The sequence below is a fragment of the Vibrio sp. YT-17 genome (genome assembly GCF_033337375.1).
Classification (GTDB): Bacteria; Pseudomonadota; Gammaproteobacteria; order Enterobacterales; family Vibrionaceae; genus Vibrio; species Vibrio alginolyticus.
Map to the genome: position 1 here is coordinate 205,072 of NZ_JAWOQP010000001.1, position 16,510 is coordinate 221,581.

Sequence of the window (16,510 nt, forward strand, 5' to 3'; positions counted from 1 at the left end):
TAAAACGACAATTATATCATTAATTGTTATTTTCTAAACAAAAAAGCCACTTAGATTAAGTGGCTTTTCTATATGCAATCAGAGAGTTAAGGTTTGAGAGCTCGCTCTCCTCGCGCAATGCCAACGACACCACTACGAGCAACTTCGACAACTTCGGTAACTTCGGATATCGCTTGAATGAAGGCATCTAGCTTTTCACTCGTACCCGCAAGTTGTACGGTGTATTGGGAAGCCGTGACATCCACGATCTGGCCACGAAAGATGTCTGCCGTACGCTTCACTTCTGCTCGCGCAAAACCACTGGCTTTCACTTTCACCATCATCAGTTCACGCTCAATGTGATCATACTCGGTGACTTCTTGCACTTTCAGCACATCGATCAATTTGTGTAACTGCTTCTGAATTTGTTCCAACTGCATCTCATCAGATGTCGTGGTAATGTTCATTCGCGACAGGGTTTCATCATCAGTCGGTGATACCGTCAAAGATTCAATGTTGTAACCACGTTGAGAGAACAAACCAACAACACGAGACAACGCACCCGGTTGGTTTTCCAATAGCAATGAAATAATGTGTCTCATATTAAGTTCTCTCCGTTTTGCTTAGCCACATTTTATCCATACCCTCACCTTTGATTTGCATCGGGTATACGTGTTCGGTTTCGTCTACGTTGATGTCCACAAACACCAGACGATCTTTCATATCCAACGCTTTTTGTAGCCCTTCTTCGAGCTGATCAGGCGTTTCGATACGAATACCGACGTGACCATAAGCTTCTGCAATCGCTGCAAAGTCAGGAACAGAACTCATGTAAGAATTAGAGTGACGACCTTGATAAATAATGTCTTGCCACTGTTTTACCATGCCTAAGAATCGGTTGTTCAGGTTGATGATCTTCACTGGAATGTCGTATTGCATGGCTGTCGACAATTCTTGAATATTCATCTGAATACTGCCGTCACCAGTCACAACCACGACCTCTTCTTGTGGCATGGCAAACTTCACGCCCATGCCAGCCGGAAGACCAAATCCCATGGTGCCAAGACCACCAGAGTTTATCCAACGGCGCGGCTTATTGAATGGGTAGTACAGCGCCGCAAACATCTGATGCTGGCCCACATCAGACGCCACATATGCGTCACCATTAGTTAGCTTGTGCAGCGTTTCAATTACTTGCTGTGGCTTGATTCGTTCTGGAGACGTTTCATAAGACAAGCAGTTGCGGTCACGCCATACTTGAATGTCATCCCACCATGCAGTGATAGCATCTTGATCATTTCCACTACCTTGCTCTGCAAGCAGCCCGAGCATGGTTGTCAGCACTTTTTCCGCAGAACCTACGATCGGCAAATCCACTTTCACGTTTTTCGAGATCGATGACGGATCGATATCAATATGCATCACTTTTGCGTTTGGGCAGTACTTTTCAAGGTTGTTGGTTGTACGGTCATCAAAACGCACACCGATACCAAAAATAAGATCCGCTTCATGCATTGCCATATTAGCTTCGTAAGTGCCGTGCATACCCAACATGCCCAGTGAGTTTTTATGTGTACCCGGGAATGCCCCCAAGCCCATCAAAGTACTCACAACGGGTAGGTTCAGTTTGTCGGAAAGCTCTAAAATATGTTCATGGGCGCCAGAAATCACCGCACCACCACCGATATAAAGCACTGGTTTTTTCGCTTCTAATAGCGATTTAAGCGCTTTTTTAATCTGGCCTTTATGGCCCGAAGTTGTCGGCTTGTAAGAACGCATTGAAAGCGTTTCTGGATATTGATAAGGCAGTTTGATTTGCGGGTTCATTACATCTTTTGGCAAATCAATCACAACTGGACCAGGTCGACCTGTAGTCGCGATATAAAACGCTTTTTTGATTGTTTCAGGAATATCTTCCGCTTTTTTTACTAAAAAGCTGTGTTTGACCACTGGGCGGGAGACACCGACGATGTCACACTCTTGGAAAGCATCATTACCAATTAGGCTATTCGGTACGTTACCCGAGATAACGATCATTGGGATAGAGTCCATATACGCTGTTGCAATACCCGTAATGGTATTGGTCGCGCCCGGCCCCGAGCACACAAGTACGACACCCGGTTTACCGGTAGCTCGAGCGTAACCATCTGCCATATGAGTGGCGGCTTGCTCATGCCTTACAAGTACGTGTTTGATTTGATCGGTTTTGGCATGCAGTGCATCGTAGATATCCAAAACAGAGCCACCTGGGTAGCCAAAGATCTGCTCTACGTGCTCTTCTATCAGAGATTGAACCACCATCTCTGCGCCTGACAACATTGCTGTCATAATTGCTCTCCTTAGCCAGTTTCCTCACCGTAAGGTCAACGGATTGGTCTGGTTTTACATAGTCTAGGTCTTATTCGTAGCCTAATCGAAATACTTCCACGTTTTCGGCTATGTCTTGCGTTCGTCATAACATCCCGCAAGGTTACCCAACAAATGTAACGTTTTATTATCAAAGGGTCTAATGAGAGATTGGTCTACTTTTTAAACAAGATACTAGTAATTAGAATGTTAGTAGGAATAGCAGCCACACATCTCCTATTTCACAGTACAACCTAAAAAATTAACGCTCAAAAAAAGAACATTATTTCATAAGCTTTTAGCTATAGGGTGCGAAATAGCGTTATTTGACGAGCAAAACAGAAAAAATCAATACAAACAAAAATCCCCAGCAATGCGCAATCACATCACTGGGGATTTTTTCATCAATATAAAACCTAAGTCAGCTTAAGTTACTTTTTATCCGACTTTTCCTTATACATTTCTTCAATTTCATCTTGGTATTTGTCATTGATGACTTTACGACGAAGTTTTTGAGTTGGCGTTAACTCACCATCATCCATAGAGAAAGCTCTTGGTAACAATTTAAACTTCTTCACTTGTTCAAACTTTGCCAACTCTTTTTGAAGATCGTTCACACGCTTCTCAAGCATTTCGACCACCTGGTGGTGCTTAATCAACTCAACGCGATCGTGATATTTGATATTCAGCTCTTTCGCGTACTCTTCTAGCGAGTCATAACAAGGCACGATAAGCGCAGAAACAAACTTACGAGTATCCGCAATGACTGCGATTTGCTCGATGAAGTGGTCTTTACCAATCGCACCTTCAATCATTTGTGGAGCGATGTATTTACCACCTGAAGTTTTCATCAACTCTTTGATACGATCGGTGATGAACAAGTTGCCATTTTCATCAATGTAACCAGCGTCGCCCGTTTTTAGGAAACCGTGCTCATCAAAGGTCTTTTCCGTCTCTTCTGGCATTTTGTAATAGCCACGCATCACCATTGGACCACGAACCAGAATCTCGTTGTTTTCGCCGATCTTGACCTGTGCGCCAGGCATCGACATACCAATAGAGTCGGGGTTAAAACATTTATCATCCCAACACGATACTGTCGCCGTGGTTTCAGTCATGCCGTAGCCCAACTTAACGTTGATACCAATCGCATGGAAGAATCGACCGATGGTTTCATCCAGCTTTGCACCACCACAAGGCATAAAGTTGATTTGCCCGCCAAGTAGCGCACGCAGTTTGCTCAGAACCAACTTATCCGCCAAAGTGTATGACTTACGCAGCAAGAGCGATGGCTGACGTTTTTCTTGATGACAAGCGGCCATTTTTGCGCCCATGTTGACTGCCCAAGTAAACATGATCTTACGATGAATCGGCGCGCGAGACACTTTCTCATGAATCGCAGAGAAGATCTTCTCATAGAAACGCGGTACGGCACACATCACGGTAGGTCGCACCTGGCTCAGTGCATCACGTACTTGCATGGTGTCTTGCAAATAGCAGTTGGTCGCCCCTTTGTACAATACATAAAAGGTCCAAGCGCGCTCAAATACGTGTGACAACGGCAGGAAACATAATGACACGTCACTTTGAGAAAGGCTCAAGCGCTGATCGTGCCCTTCCAATTGCGCCGCAATGTTTGCGTAGTCCAACATAACGCCTTTTGGCTGTCCTGTTGTACCCGAGGTGTAGATGAGCGTGAGTAGATCATCTTCTTTTGCCTGATCTAAACGCGCGTCCAATTCAACTTGATATGTAGTGTCGCCTTTGGCAACAAATGCTTGCCAAGAGATAACGAAATCATGATCGCCAAGTTCTATATCATCAGACATCGCAACAATGAGCTCTAACTGTTCGCACTGGTCGAAAATGCTCACTGCTGCATCAAATTGAGGCTGTTCACCAACAAACAGAACTTTGACGTCTGCATTGTTGATGATGTACGCCGACTGAGTGGCAGTATTGGTTGGGTAAATAGGTACTGTCACGCTGCGTAATTGCAGTGCTGCGATATCAGCGATCGTCCATTGCGGCATGTTGTTCGAGAAAATGCCGATCTTATCTTGGACTCCTAATCCCTGAGCCAAAAGTGCAAGTGATAAAGCATCAACTTGCTGACCAAATTGCGTCCACGTAATACCTTGCCACTCCTCACCCACTTTATGCTTGAGTGCAACGCGTGTACCACCGTTCGCAATTTGTTCACGAATACGTTTAACGATATGAAAATCTAACTTGGCCATTCTTTTACTTACCTTTTGGCTTACAGGCGTAAGCTAATTGAGCGAACAAGTGTACTCACGGCTTGCTAAAACGCAACTGACCAGTATCAAACTTATCACTAATAAGAGACAACTATCACTTATACGTCGCGAACGTACCTCAAATTGCTGAATGATTACTCTATTTAACTTACTGTTTCGATTGTTGATTACGAAAACAAAAAGCCCCGAGAGACAAAAATCGCTCGGGGACCAATGAATTGTAAAAATTGATGATTACCAATATGGTCTAATCGAGAAGACCAAACGTCATCTTATTTTGCGGCAACGACTTCACCACAAGTGATCATCAGTTGATCGCGTAGCCAAATGTGGCCTTTATCTTTTTCACTTGATTCATGCCAGCTTAAGAAACCGCTGATTTCTTTGTTCGCAAATGGAAAATCAAGAATTTGCAGTTGATCGCTGTTTACCGCATTTTCCGCCATCCAACGTGGTGCAATAGTCACAAGCTCAGATTGACCCACCACGTATAGTAGGTTGCTTAAACTAGAACCTTCATACGCCGCTTGGCAATCCAGTTCACGGTACGCTTGCTCTGAGAAACTACGTTGGCCATGCACTTTCGATAACTTCGCATGCTTTTCGTTAAGCAGTTGCTCAGCCGTCACACCACCTTGAATGCGTGGGTGTGTTTTTGATGCGATAACCACTAATTCATCTTTGAAGATTTCAGTACTTGAGAAACCTTGCTCATCAAAACGAGCGTAGTCGATCACGAAATCAATTTCTTGGTAGCGCATACGCTCAGACAACAAACGGTCAAATTCTGCATCTAGGTGAAGCTGAACGTTTGGTGCTTGTTGATTCACTTTTGCCATGATCTTCGGAGCAAAACGCATGTCGCAAGGGCTGCAAATCGCAAGCTTGAATAAGCGAGTCGAAGATTCTGGCTGGAATACGGAGCTAGGAAGTTCATTGCGAATCAGCTGCAGTGCTTGGCGAATAGGACCAAACAGTTGACGTGCTCGTTGCGTAGGCTGAATACCACGGCCTTGGCGCATGAATAGCTCGTCGTTAAACATCACTTTTAAGCGTGCCACGGCGTTACTTACCGCCGGTTGAGACATGCCTAGGTTATGTGCTGCACGAGTAATATTTTGCTCTTGCATTACAGCATCAAATACAGTCAGTAGGTTTAAATCTACACCACGCAAAGTGCTTTCCATACGGTAGCTAGCAATTGCGCTCATCGCGTCTTTCTTCTCTAACATTGAGTGCGCCTCTTTTGTAATCGTCAACTTTGTTCATTAAATTCATAACGAATAGAATCCCATCTCGCACAAAAGACGGCGGCTGGATTCGAATCATTTTACGAATAGATAACCTAACTTTTTATTATATTTATCGTCAGGATACTTCCGGCTCGAACTGTACTATCAACTAATCGATTGCGGTTTCGCAACTAGATTGATATTTAATCAGTAAATTTTAGCCAATTAGGTATTTATTTGTTAAATAACAAATACTTGATAAAAATATAAAAAACTATAAAACACGTAAAAATGCATTCTTTGAGGACGTATTTAGCAAATTGATAGGACAGGCGGTTAACACAAGCATGCATTTAGCTCAGTTATTGGTTGGGATGAGAACAACATATAGCAGCTATATCTCTGATTGAATTTTGCACTTATCAGTCAAATTATCAGCAAATACACACTGAATAGAAATGAGAGAGGAAGAATAAAAATGCAGCCTTCCAAACAGAAAGGCTGCAACAAAATCGTGTCAAAAATGGAAGGAACAATGTACTGAACAACGTACTTAAATGTTCGACACGTAACTTGGAAAATCAACCTGCTCCCACAGCTGTCTGGATAACTCTGCTTTTGAATCCCATGCACCTTGCAATACCCAATGAACAATAGCCTGAGCAACATCTGGGTATTTCACACTTTCGGCTTGTTGCTCCTTCAGCCACTGGCGTACTGCGGAAATGTCTAAGCTCTCCATCGACATCGCAAGCCCTAAATCTTCTAAGGTCGCAACATTGCTCTGCTGCTCGAATTGACCCGCGAGTGGCTTTAGTAACAATTTTTTCCCCAAAGACAAGGCTTCTGAAGGAAGCTCAAACCCACCATTAGCAATGACACCACTACAGCGATGCAAATGATGCTGGAAGTTGCTGTGGCATAAAGGGCGCAGTTCTATGTTTTCTACCTGCTCACATTCGATCACATCCGGGTGATAACAGATAAACGCTTGTTGATTAAAGTGGAACAATAAGTCTGAGATATCTTCAATCGATTCGAACGGTAGATACACCAACACGAAGTCGTCGTTTTCTGCTTGGCTATCGACGGTATGCACTATCGGTGGTAACAAAGGTTGATCAAAATGATGCCAATGCAAACCAAGGTGATGTTGAGAAGGCGCAAAGTATTCAATGACGGATTTATCTAACCAACTTGCTCCCTTTAGTGGCACCGGATAACGGAAAGCATTTTGGTGGCTGATACCAATAGAAGGCTTATTTTGTTGTCTCGCTGCCCACGCAGTCACAGGTTCGAAATCATTAATGATAAGATCGTAGGACGACAGATCGAGTTGCTTAACTTCTTTGAAAAACTGCACCAAATTGTTATTCAATGCTGTTTTCGCGTAGTTTACAGAGCCTTTTTCGGTAATAAAGGTGAAGCCTCGGCGAGTCTGGTAATCGCCAAATGCTTCCATTGAAAAGTATTTTTCCGGCGCTCGCCCAGAAAACAAAAAGTCGACCTCAACATTGTGCTCTTTAAACGCATGACTCATCGCCCTTGCGCGTGCAATATGTCCGTTTCCTGTCCCTTGAACACCGTACAAGATTTTCATCAATTAGCCTCCTAACATCGCAATCGCTAATCCACCACAAAGACTGCCAAGCAGTGCACCAATGATGACATCGGTAAAAAAGTGCACACCCAATAAGATTCGCGCGGTTCCGATTAAACTTGCCCAAAAGAATGCAGCAACGCCTAGGCTCGGATAGAAATGGTCAATCAGCGTCGCCATGACAAACGCAGCGGCAGTGTGTCCTGAAGGAAGACTGTAGCGATCAGAGGGGGTAATAAAAGCAGGAAGGAGTGCACTAAGCTCTTCAGGGCGACGACGCTTAAAACTATTTTTCAGCGTCCAATAAATTGGTAGCTCGATAGCAAAAGCAAGTAAACCCGCCAGTAAAAACCAGACTCCTTGCTCCTTATCTAAATACCAAGCTAATAACCCCAACACCAAGTAAAGATGCCCGTCACCACTGTGGGAAACTCCTTTACTGATATTGGCGACTTGTTGATTAAAACGGTGCTTAAGACAAACACTAGAGAGCGCTAAATCAAACTTAGCAATGGTTGCAATTGGCTGTGTAATTGTCTCTATGGTTCGCATGTGACCTTTCCTTACTTTGACAACGCCTTTGTGTGAAAAGTAGGAGGTTTAGGTGACAACAGCATGACGGGAGTTTGGACAATTAATGACAAAGGCCAAATTAAGGTGTGCCCAACGATTTATCTATTGGGCATAACCATAAAAATAGAACATTAAGAAGGGTTTGATGGTTGCGGTTGAGGGGTGTCTATATACCAGACTTTTCTCTTCTTGCGGCAGGCGCGCAAAGAGCCCGTCGTCATGTCGCCATCTTTTGTAAGCTCATAGCTCAGTGAGCGGCAAGTATAGTTTCCCGACAGTTCATGCTCTATACTCGTTTGCTCCGTTTTACACGAGTTAGGCTCTAGTAGAGGGTTAGGCTGAGTAGATAAAATGTCACGATTTATCACATTGCTGCGCGCATAATCCTTATGGACATAACCTTTTATCACTCCTTTCTGTTCAACGAGAAACCAAGGTTGATCAACCACTTTTGCTAGCACATTAAAGACTTCCCCTTTCGATAATACGCCAAGCTTTGCCCCTTCAAGACTCGGTTTGGAGCGTAGGTTTAATGTGGTCTTAGAGCGGTAAGAGACATCCATAAACTCTACTGGGTTTGAGGTATCGACACCTTCAGTGGTTGGTCGGAAAACTTCCGCTTGCTGTTTCTCACTAGGCTGGACACGGATCTTCCACCAAGAATACGTTTCCGGATCTTTACCTTTAAACTTATTTCGGCTGTCAGACTCAAGGGCAACAAGCATCTGATTCAAGAACGATTCGCGTCCTTCATAACTCAAAAATCGATCCATTTGATCATTGATGACCATGACGCTCTGTGAGTGATTATTCATAACAACGGGGGAAGCCACTTCCACATAGGTCTGCGATTGAAACAGCTGACAACCCGACAAGCTGACCAGAGTAAATACTATGGCTGAACGTCCAAATTGTTTTGTTAACCTCATTCTTTCCCTAACCCTTATATTTCTTTTACCTAGTGCAACTGCACTACTATAAATGGTCATTCAAAACTTTTGCCAAACAATTCGGACCTTTGTGTGACAAGTCGCAATCCCGATGCTTGTTTTGGTAATGAAACGTCGCAAACTTGATGAGAACTTACTTCTTCTAGCACGTTTCTATCGCATCATGCCGTTTCACTTAGTGCATCATTTTTCTCAAGCAAACGAAAAGACTCATCCGATATGAATAAAAAATCGACTTTAGGGTTGACGCGCTTCATGGAGTGCGGTACTAATTTGTTAACTTAATTATGTGGAAAGCTTAACAACTATGTCAGCTCATTTTTCTATCCTGCTTAGCCTCCTCCTGATCGTGACCAGTTCGCGCGGGTAGGCTGTGGAAGAAAAATAACCACACCAATTTCTAAGAACCCGCATGAGAATGCGGGTTTTTTTATATCTAAATACTGGAAGTAAACGATTCACTTGCGCGAAAGTGCAGAAATCAGGAAGGAAGCAAACATGAACGATCAGGTCATTATATTCGACACCACATTGCGTGATGGCGAGCAAGCGTTGTCAGCAAGCTTGACGGTTAAAGAAAAACTGCAGATTGCCTATGCGCTGGAAAGACTCGGCGTTGATGTTATCGAAGCTGGCTTCCCAATCTCTTCACCAGGTGATTTCGAGTCTGTACAAACCATCGCAAAAAACATAAAAAACAGTCGAGTTTGTGCCCTTTCGCGTGCCGTTGCGAAAGACATTGATGCTGCCGCTGAAGCCTTAAAAGTGGCTGACCAATTCCGTATCCACACGTTTTTAGCCACTTCCACCATTCACGTAGAAGACAAACTACGCCGCAGCTACGACGATGTACTAGAAATGGCAGTCAACGCCGTTAAACATGCACGTAACTACACTGATGATGTCGAGTTTTCTTGTGAAGATGCTGGTCGTACTCCAATCGACAACCTATGTCGCATGGTAGAAGCCGCCATCAATGCAGGTGCGAGTACAATCAACATTCCAGATACCGTTGGCTACACCGTACCAAGTGAGTTTGGTGGGATTATTGAAACCCTATTTAACCGCGTTCCGAACATTGATAAAGCGATCATCTCCGTTCACTGTCACGACGATTTGGGGATGTCAGTTGCCAACTCTATTGCCGCCGTTCAAGCTGGCGCACGTCAGATAGAAGGCACGATCAATGGCATTGGAGAGCGAGCGGGTAACTGTTCACTTGAAGAGATCGCAATGATCATCAAGACTCGTCAAGAGTTTTTGGGCGTTCACACTGGCATTAAGCATGATGAAATTCACCGCACCAGTAAGTTGGTTAGCCAGCTATGCAATATGCCTATTCAAAGCAACAAAGCAATTGTGGGTGCAAATGCGTTTAGCCACTCTTCAGGCATCCACCAAGATGGCATGTTGAAGAATAAGAATACCTACGAAATCATGACCCCTGAGTCTATTGGCCTAAAAAACCAAGCTCTGAACCTAACCAGCCGCAGCGGTCGCGCTGCCGTGAAGAGCCATATGGATACCATGGGTTACAACGAAGACGAGTACAACCTAGACGCGCTGTATGCGGATTTCTTGAAACTTGCTGATCGCAAAGGCCAAGTGTTCGATTACGACCTAGAAGCCCTAATGCACTTCTCGAACTTGCGTGAAGAAGATGACTTCTACAAATTGAGCTACCTAAGCGTGCAGTCTGGCAGCGTAATGGCTACCACCAGCATCAAAATGCAATGCGGTGATGAAGAAATGTGTGAAGCAGCGGTCGGTAATGGCCCAGTTGATGCGCTATACCAATGTATCTACCGCGTGACAGGCTACGACATCGTTCTGGATAAATTCGACCTAACCGCGAAAGGTGAAGGTGAAGATGGTTTGGGTCAAGCAGACATCATTGCCAACTACAAAGGTCGCAAATACCACGGTACGGGTGTTTCCACCGACATCGTTGAGGCTTCCGGCCAAGCATTATTGCACGTTATTAACAGCATTCATCGTGCAGATAAAATCGAAGAAATGAAGCAGAAAAAGATTGCGACTGTGTAATAACAACCGGGCTACACGGCTCAGGAAAGAACACGCTCGTTGAAATAATTAAGCTCAAAATTAGAAAACTTAAAGGATTAACATGACAGACAAATCGTACAAAATTGCCGTCCTACCCGGTGACGGCATTGGCCCGGAAGTAATGGCGCAGGCACATAAAGTATTGGATGCAATCGAAAAGAAACATGGTATTGCGTTTGAGCGTGACGAGCATGATGTCGGTGGTATCGCGATCGACAACCACGGTTGCCCACTTCCAGAGAGCACAATAAAAGCATGTGAAGAGTCTGATGCAGTCCTATTCGGCTCGGTTGGCGGCCCTAAGTGGGAGCACTTACCACCAAACGACCAACCTGAACGTGGTGCCCTACTTCCACTACGCAAACACTTCCAACTGTTCTGTAACTTACGTCCAGCGCGAATTCACTCAGGTCTTGAAGCTTTCTCACCGCTACGTGCAGACATCTCGGGTCGCGGCTTTGACATCGTGGTAGTCCGTGAACTGACGGGTGGTATCTACTTCGGCCAACCGAAAGGTCGTGAAGGTGAAGGCGCAACAGAAAAAGCATTTGATACTGAGGTGTACCACCGCTTTGAGATCGAACGTATTGCAAAAATCGCTTTTGACTCTGCTCGTCTACGTCGCAAGAAAGTGTGCTCTATCGACAAAGCGAACGTTCTACAAAGCTCTATCTTATGGCGTGAAGTAGTCGAAGAAATCGCAAAAGACTACCCAGATGTCGAGTTGTCACACATGTACATTGATAACGCGACTATGCAGCTTATCAAAGACCCTGCTCAGTTCGACGTAATGCTGTGTTCAAACATCTTCGGCGACATCATTTCTGATGAATGTGCGATGATCACAGGCTCTATGGGTATGTTGCCATCAGCAAGTCTAAACGAAAGCAAATTCGGTCTGTACGAGCCAGCAGGTGGCAGTGCACCAGATATCGCAGGTAAGAACATCGCTAACCCTGTGGCACAAATCCTGTCTGCGGCACTGATGCTACGTTATAGCCTAGGTGAGGAAATGGCGGCACAAGACATCGAAACGGCAGTTTCAAAAGCGCTATCAGCGGGGGAACTAACGGGTGACCTTGCTGGTGACAACCCAGCACTTTCGACGTCTGAGATGGGCGATAAGATCGCTGAGTACGTCTTAAACTCTTAATACAAAACAGATTCATAATAAATACTAAATCCTCGGTCAACCAATGGCTTTCCTCTAAGTCATTGGTGCAATAGCAAGGCAGCAAGCCCATTTATATTAAGGCGTTTAGTTCGCTAAATAAGCTAAATAACTGGATAAACGGGTGTCGCTAACGCAGTTATTGCGGCAACGGCGATGAGGAAAGGAAGCAAACAATGGGCAAAACACTATACGAAAAAGTCTACGACGCACACGTTGCCGTCGCAGCAGAAGGGGAAAACCCAATCTTGTACATCGACCGTCACTTGGTACATGAAGTGACGTCTCCGCAAGCATTTGACGGCTTGCGTGAAAAAGGTCGTAAGGTGCGTCAGGTCAGCAAAACTTTTGCCACCATGGACCACAACGTTTCAACAACCACCAAAGACATCAACGCATCCGGTGAGATGGCTCGTATCCAGATGGAAACGCTATCGAAAAACTGTGAAGAGTTTGGTGTTACGCTTTACGACATTAACCATAAATATCAAGGTATTGTGCACGTTATGGGCCCAGAGCTTGGTATTACCCTACCGGGCATGACCATTGTTTGTGGTGACTCGCACACTGCTACACACGGTGCGTTCGGCTCGCTAGCTTTTGGTATTGGAACATCTGAAGTTGAGCACGTATTAGCAACTCAAACGCTAAAACAAGCGCGCGCTAAAACGATGAAGATCGAAGTAAAAGGCAAAGTGGCTCCGGGTATCACGGCGAAAGATATCGTGCTAGCAATCATCGGTGAAACGACAGCAGCAGGCGGTACAGGCTACGTAGTTGAATTCTGTGGTGAAGCGATCACTGACCTTTCAATGGAAGGCCGCATGACCGTATGTAACATGGCGATAGAGCTAGGTGCGAAAGCCGGTTTGATTGCGCCAGATGAAACCACGTTCGAATACATCAAAGGCCGTAAATTCTCACCTCAAGGTGCCGACTTTGATGCAGCAGTAGAATACTGGAAGACATTAAAAACTGACGATGATGCTCAGTTTGATGCAGTCGTGACACTAAACGCAGCGGATATCAGACCACAAGTCACTTGGGGTACTAACCCAGGCCAAGTGATCGCAGTAGATCAACCTATCCCAGCACCAGAAAGCTTTGCCGACCCAGTAGAAAAAGCATCGGCAGAAAAAGCATTGGCTTACATGGGCCTAGAGGCAGGCAAGTCATTGTCTGATTACAACGTCGATAAAGTCTTCGTTGGTTCTTGTACTAACTCACGTATCGAAGACATGCGCGCAGCCGCTGAAGTAGCGAAAGGTCGCAAAGTCGCGCCTCACGTTCAAGCGCTGATCGTTCCTGGCTCTGAGCAAGTAAAAGCGCAAGCAGAAGCGGAAGGCTTGGACGTTATCTTTAAAGAAGCGGGCTTTGAGTGGCGCCTACCAGGTTGCTCGATGTGTCTAGCAATGAACAATGACCGTTTGGGCCCACATGAACGTTGTGCGTCTACTTCAAACCGTAACTTTGAAGGCCGCCAAGGTCGTGATGGCCGTACCCACCTAGTGAGCCCTGCGATGGCAGCGGCAGCAGCAATTGCTGGTCACTTTGTAGATATTCGTGAACTAGACTAAGGAGCAAACCAATGTCAGGCTTTAAACAACACACAGGCTTAGTTGTTCCTCTAGATGCAGCGAACGTTGATACTGATGCCATCATTCCAAAGCAGTTCCTACAAAAGGTCTCCCGCCTAGGGTTTGGTAAGCACCTATTCCATGACTGGCGCTTCCTAGACGATGCTGGCGAACAGCCAAATCCAGAGTTCGTGATGAACGCACCTCGCTACCAAGGCGCGTCTATCTTGCTGGCTCGTGAAAACTTCGGCTGTGGCTCATCTCGTGAGCACGCACCGTGGGCACTAGCGGATTACGGCATCAAAGCGATGATCGCACCAAGCTTTGCCGATATTTTTTACGGCAACTCGATCAACAACCAAATGGTGCCAGTTCGTTTGACTGAACAAGAAGTGGATGAAATCTTCCAGTTTGTTGAGGCAAATGAAGGTGCAGAAGTCGAGGTCGACCTAGAAGCGAATGTCGTTCGTGCCAACGGCAAAGAATATGGTTTTGAAATCGATTCGTTCCGTCGTCATTGCTTGCTAAACGGTTTGGACAACATTGGCCTAACCCTTCAACACGAAGATAAGATTGCTGAGTACGAAGCGAATATTCCAAGCTTCTTGCGTTAAGACGCGTTAGTAAATACACAAATCAAGGGCTGGCAATTGTCGGCCCTTGATTTGTTTTGGGTGACTGATCTCATATCGCTTTGCTTACAGAATACCGAACGCCTCTGTTGAAATTCGTCATCCTGAACAGCGACGAAGGAACGTGATTCAGGATCGACTACCAGAGCGCACTGTACAGATTCATACTGTCTTTACTCAAGAGTTTGTGGGTATTAGATTCCTGATATCGCTTATGCTCCTCGGAATGACAGCGAATAAAGGCCACTGATTACTGAAAGAAAACAAGCACTAAACTGGTCTACACTATCAACAATATCTCATTCAAAGGTATCTCTATGAAGCGTCTGTTATTGCTGTTGTGTGCTCTGGTTTCTTTCTCGACATTGTCCGCGCCTAAATCCGACTTATGGCCATATTGGAAACAATCGAATCAAGCCAACCAAACCCAAATTTCTCATCAAGAATGGCAACAACTGCTCGATACTTATTTAGTTGAACAAGGCGAGAATACCTTGTTTCGTTATAGCCAAGTCTCCTCTGTCGATAAAACTAAGCTGAAACAATACATCCAGCGTTTGGCAAATCTAGACCCTCTACAATACAACCAAGCAGAGCAATATGCCTATTGGGTAAACCTTTACAACGCCATCACGGTAGATCTTATTTTGGATAACTATCCAGTCGAATCAATCACCAAGCTAGGTGGTTTATTTAGCTTTGGTCCTTGGGGAGACGATGTGGTCGTGGTCAATGGGAAGGATCTAACTTTAAACGATATTGAACATCGAATTTTGCGTCCAATTTGGAATGACCCAAGAACGCATTACGCGGTTAACTGTGCCAGCCTAGGATGCCCTAATCTGCAATCTCAAGCATTCACTGCTGACAACACGCAAGCTCTACTGGATAGTGCCGCCAAAACATTTATCAACAGCAGCAAAGGCGTATCTATCCAAGGTAACACGGCACAGCTGTCTTCTATTTATGATTGGTTTGCAACGGACTTTGGTGGAGAAAAACAAATCTTCAAACACATCGCAAAGTATGCTCCGCAATACAAAAACTTCTCTGGCAAAGTGAAATACGAATACGATTGGGACTTGAATCAAGCCAACTAAACTGGGGGGATGTGAGGTCAATTAGCATTAGGGACATGATAGGCCAAAAGCTAAAGACACAGGCAACTCAAAGACTAAGACATGAAAAAGGGCACTGAGTGCCCTTTTTTACATCCAAATGTTTGATAGAAAACGTCCGACTACTTAAAGCCTTTAACCTTCTTAATAAGATCGTAAGCGTTTTGAATCTCTTGAGATTTCTCTTTCGCGACGTTCATCATCTCTGGTGGTAAACCTTTAGCCATCAATTTGTCCGGGTGATGCTCGTTCATCAGTTTACGATAAGCACGCTTAACGGTTTTACTGTCTGCATCTGAAGACACATCCAGAATTTTGTACGCGTCGGCCAACTGATCCGCTTGTGAAGCTTGTTGCCAGCTACCACCTGAAGATTGGCCTTGATGCTGACCATGAAAACCGCCCTGGCTTTGGAAACGAAATGCGGCTTCTTGCATTTGCAAACGACGCTCTAATTGCTCAGAAGAGAAACCCAAACCACGTGCAATCTTGTGTAGTACATTTCGTTCACTCGGGTGGATCGAGCCATCTGCAAAGGCCGCCGAGATTTGCAGCTCTAAGAAAAATTGCAACAAGTCAAAGCGACCAGCTGTCGAAATTTTCACACGAACAAGAACATCTTCTAACGGAAAGTCGCTGTCTTTACCTTCACGAAACGCGTCTTGCGCTGCGCGACGCTGTTCGCCATGCAAATTCATGCGGTCCATCATGGCTGAAGCCAGTTGGATTTCCTCTTTGGTGACTTGGCCTTTCGCTTTTGCCACATGTCCCATTACCGCAAACGCCGCTTTAAAAAACTCTTCTTGGCGCTGAGCTTGACTTGGCCCTTTTCCAAAGCCGCCAGTAGAGAACCCGGCTTGACTCAAGCGACGTGCTTTATCGAATTGATGGCCAATAAATAAGCCAAAGAGTAAACCTAGCGGCCCGCCAAGTAACAAGCCAAAAAAGGCACCCAGAATTTTGCCAAAAATATGCATTATGTGTTCTCTATCAATGAATTTTTA

General features: G+C 45.0%; 13 protein-coding genes. 5 read left to right on the forward strand and 8 right to left on the reverse strand.

Features of this window, described 5'->3' with window-relative positions; all coding sequences use genetic code 11:
- Window positions 1–86: 86 nt before the first annotated feature.
- The 7 genes from ilvN to R7F67_RS00890 form a co-directional block, all read right to left on the reverse strand.
- Entirely contained in the window at window positions 87–581 is a 495-nt protein-coding gene (ilvN, locus tag R7F67_RS00860) for an acetolactate synthase small subunit (protein WP_053349688.1), read from the reverse strand.
- A gap of 1 nt (window position 582) precedes the next feature.
- Complete coding sequence (locus R7F67_RS00865; protein ID WP_005379695.1) at window positions 583–2,307, reverse strand: acetolactate synthase 3 large subunit; 1,725 nt, start codon at window positions 2,305–2,307, stop codon at window positions 583–585.
- 449 nt (window positions 2,308–2,756) lie between these two features.
- Window positions 2,757–4,565 (reverse strand): AMP-dependent synthetase/ligase, encoded by a 1,809-nt coding sequence (locus R7F67_RS00870; RefSeq protein WP_053349689.1) that lies wholly within the window; start codon window positions 4,563–4,565, stop codon window positions 2,757–2,759.
- Window positions 4,566–4,858: 293 nt separating this feature from the next.
- Complete coding sequence (gene calR / locus R7F67_RS00875; protein WP_005379693.1) at window positions 4,859–5,818, reverse strand: LysR family transcriptional regulator CalR; 960 nt, start codon at window positions 5,816–5,818, stop codon at window positions 4,859–4,861.
- 553 nt (window positions 5,819–6,371) lie between these two features.
- Window positions 6,372–7,418 carry an MJ1255/VC2487 family glycosyltransferase gene (locus R7F67_RS00880; protein ID WP_047101943.1) on the reverse strand — a complete coding sequence of 349 codons (1,047 nt, stop codon included), beginning with the start codon at window positions 7,416–7,418 and terminating at the stop codon, window positions 6,372–6,374.
- A 3-nt stretch (window positions 7,419–7,421) separates the two neighbouring features.
- On the reverse strand, window positions 7,422–7,970 hold the full coding sequence (locus tag R7F67_RS00885) for a phosphatase PAP2 family protein (RefSeq protein WP_005379690.1): 549 nt from the start codon (window positions 7,968–7,970) through the stop codon (window positions 7,422–7,424).
- A gap of 152 nt (window positions 7,971–8,122) precedes the next feature.
- Window positions 8,123–8,920, reverse strand: a complete 798-nt coding sequence (locus R7F67_RS00890) for an SH3 domain-containing protein (protein ID WP_318056773.1) — start codon at window positions 8,918–8,920, stop codon at window positions 8,123–8,125.
- Window positions 8,921–9,439: 519 nt separating this feature from the next.
- Here R7F67_RS00890 and leuA point away from each other — a divergent pair.
- The 5 genes from leuA to R7F67_RS00915 all read left to right on the forward strand — a co-directional run bounded on the left by leuA (window position 9,440) and on the right by R7F67_RS00915 (window position 15,488).
- A complete protein-coding gene (gene leuA, locus R7F67_RS00895) occupies window positions 9,440–10,987 on the forward strand; it encodes a 2-isopropylmalate synthase (protein ID WP_005379685.1) in 1,548 nt (515 codons plus the stop codon).
- 82 nt (window positions 10,988–11,069) lie between these two features.
- On the forward strand, window positions 11,070–12,161 hold the full coding sequence (leuB, locus tag R7F67_RS00900; protein WP_258494449.1) for a 3-isopropylmalate dehydrogenase: 1,092 nt from the start codon (window positions 11,070–11,072) through the stop codon (window positions 12,159–12,161).
- Between the two features lie 194 nt (window positions 12,162–12,355).
- On the forward strand, window positions 12,356–13,756 hold the full coding sequence (gene leuC, locus R7F67_RS00905) for a 3-isopropylmalate dehydratase large subunit (RefSeq protein WP_005383069.1): 1,401 nt from the start codon (window positions 12,356–12,358) through the stop codon (window positions 13,754–13,756).
- A gap of 11 nt (window positions 13,757–13,767) precedes the next feature.
- On the forward strand, window positions 13,768–14,370 hold the full coding sequence (gene leuD, locus R7F67_RS00910; RefSeq protein WP_005383071.1) for a 3-isopropylmalate dehydratase small subunit: 603 nt from the start codon (window positions 13,768–13,770) through the stop codon (window positions 14,368–14,370).
- A gap of 335 nt (window positions 14,371–14,705) precedes the next feature.
- Window positions 14,706–15,488, forward strand: coding sequence for a DUF547 domain-containing protein (locus R7F67_RS00915; protein WP_258475904.1), 783 nt, complete (start codon window positions 14,706–14,708; stop codon window positions 15,486–15,488).
- Between the two features lie 140 nt (window positions 15,489–15,628).
- Here R7F67_RS00915 and djlA read toward each other — a convergent pair whose 3' ends face one another.
- The gene (djlA, locus tag R7F67_RS00920) at window positions 15,629–16,483 is read right to left on the reverse strand and encodes a co-chaperone DjlA (RefSeq protein ID WP_005383076.1); all 855 of its coding nucleotides are present in this window, start codon (window positions 16,481–16,483) and stop codon (window positions 15,629–15,631) included.
- Between the last annotated feature and the right edge of the window lie 27 nt (window positions 16,484–16,510).

What these genes read in the sequence shown, in the direction of transcription:
- R7F67_RS00890 (WP_318056773.1), bottom strand. Translation starts at nt 8,920, where the DNA reads ATGAGGTTAACAAAACAATTTGGACGTTCAGCCATAGTATTTACTCTG.
- R7F67_RS00880 (WP_047101943.1), bottom strand. Translation starts at nt 7,418, where the DNA reads ATGAAAATCTTGTACGGTGTTCAAGGGACAGGAAACGGACATATTGCA.
- leuC (WP_005383069.1), top strand. Translation starts at nt 12,356, where the DNA reads ATGGGCAAAACACTATACGAAAAAGTCTACGACGCACACGTTGCCGTC.
- calR (WP_005379693.1), bottom strand. Translation starts at nt 5,818, where the DNA reads ATGTTAGAGAAGAAAGACGCGATGAGCGCAATTGCTAGCTACCGTATG.
- leuD (WP_005383071.1), top strand. Translation starts at nt 13,768, where the DNA reads ATGTCAGGCTTTAAACAACACACAGGCTTAGTTGTTCCTCTAGATGCA.
- leuA (WP_005379685.1), top strand. Translation starts at nt 9,440, where the DNA reads ATGAACGATCAGGTCATTATATTCGACACCACATTGCGTGATGGCGAG.
- R7F67_RS00865 (WP_005379695.1), bottom strand. Translation starts at nt 2,307, where the DNA reads ATGACAGCAATGTTGTCAGGCGCAGAGATGGTGGTTCAATCTCTGATA.
- leuB (WP_258494449.1), top strand. Translation starts at nt 11,070, where the DNA reads ATGACAGACAAATCGTACAAAATTGCCGTCCTACCCGGTGACGGCATT.
- djlA (WP_005383076.1), bottom strand. Translation starts at nt 16,483, where the DNA reads ATGCATATTTTTGGCAAAATTCTGGGTGCCTTTTTTGGCTTGTTACTT.
- R7F67_RS00885 (WP_005379690.1), bottom strand. Translation starts at nt 7,970, where the DNA reads ATGCGAACCATAGAGACAATTACACAGCCAATTGCAACCATTGCTAAG.
- R7F67_RS00915 (WP_258475904.1), top strand. Translation starts at nt 14,706, where the DNA reads ATGAAGCGTCTGTTATTGCTGTTGTGTGCTCTGGTTTCTTTCTCGACA.
- R7F67_RS00870 (WP_053349689.1), bottom strand. Translation starts at nt 4,565, where the DNA reads ATGGCCAAGTTAGATTTTCATATCGTTAAACGTATTCGTGAACAAATT.
- ilvN (WP_053349688.1), bottom strand. Translation starts at nt 581, where the DNA reads ATGAGACACATTATTTCATTGCTATTGGAAAACCAACCGGGTGCGTTG.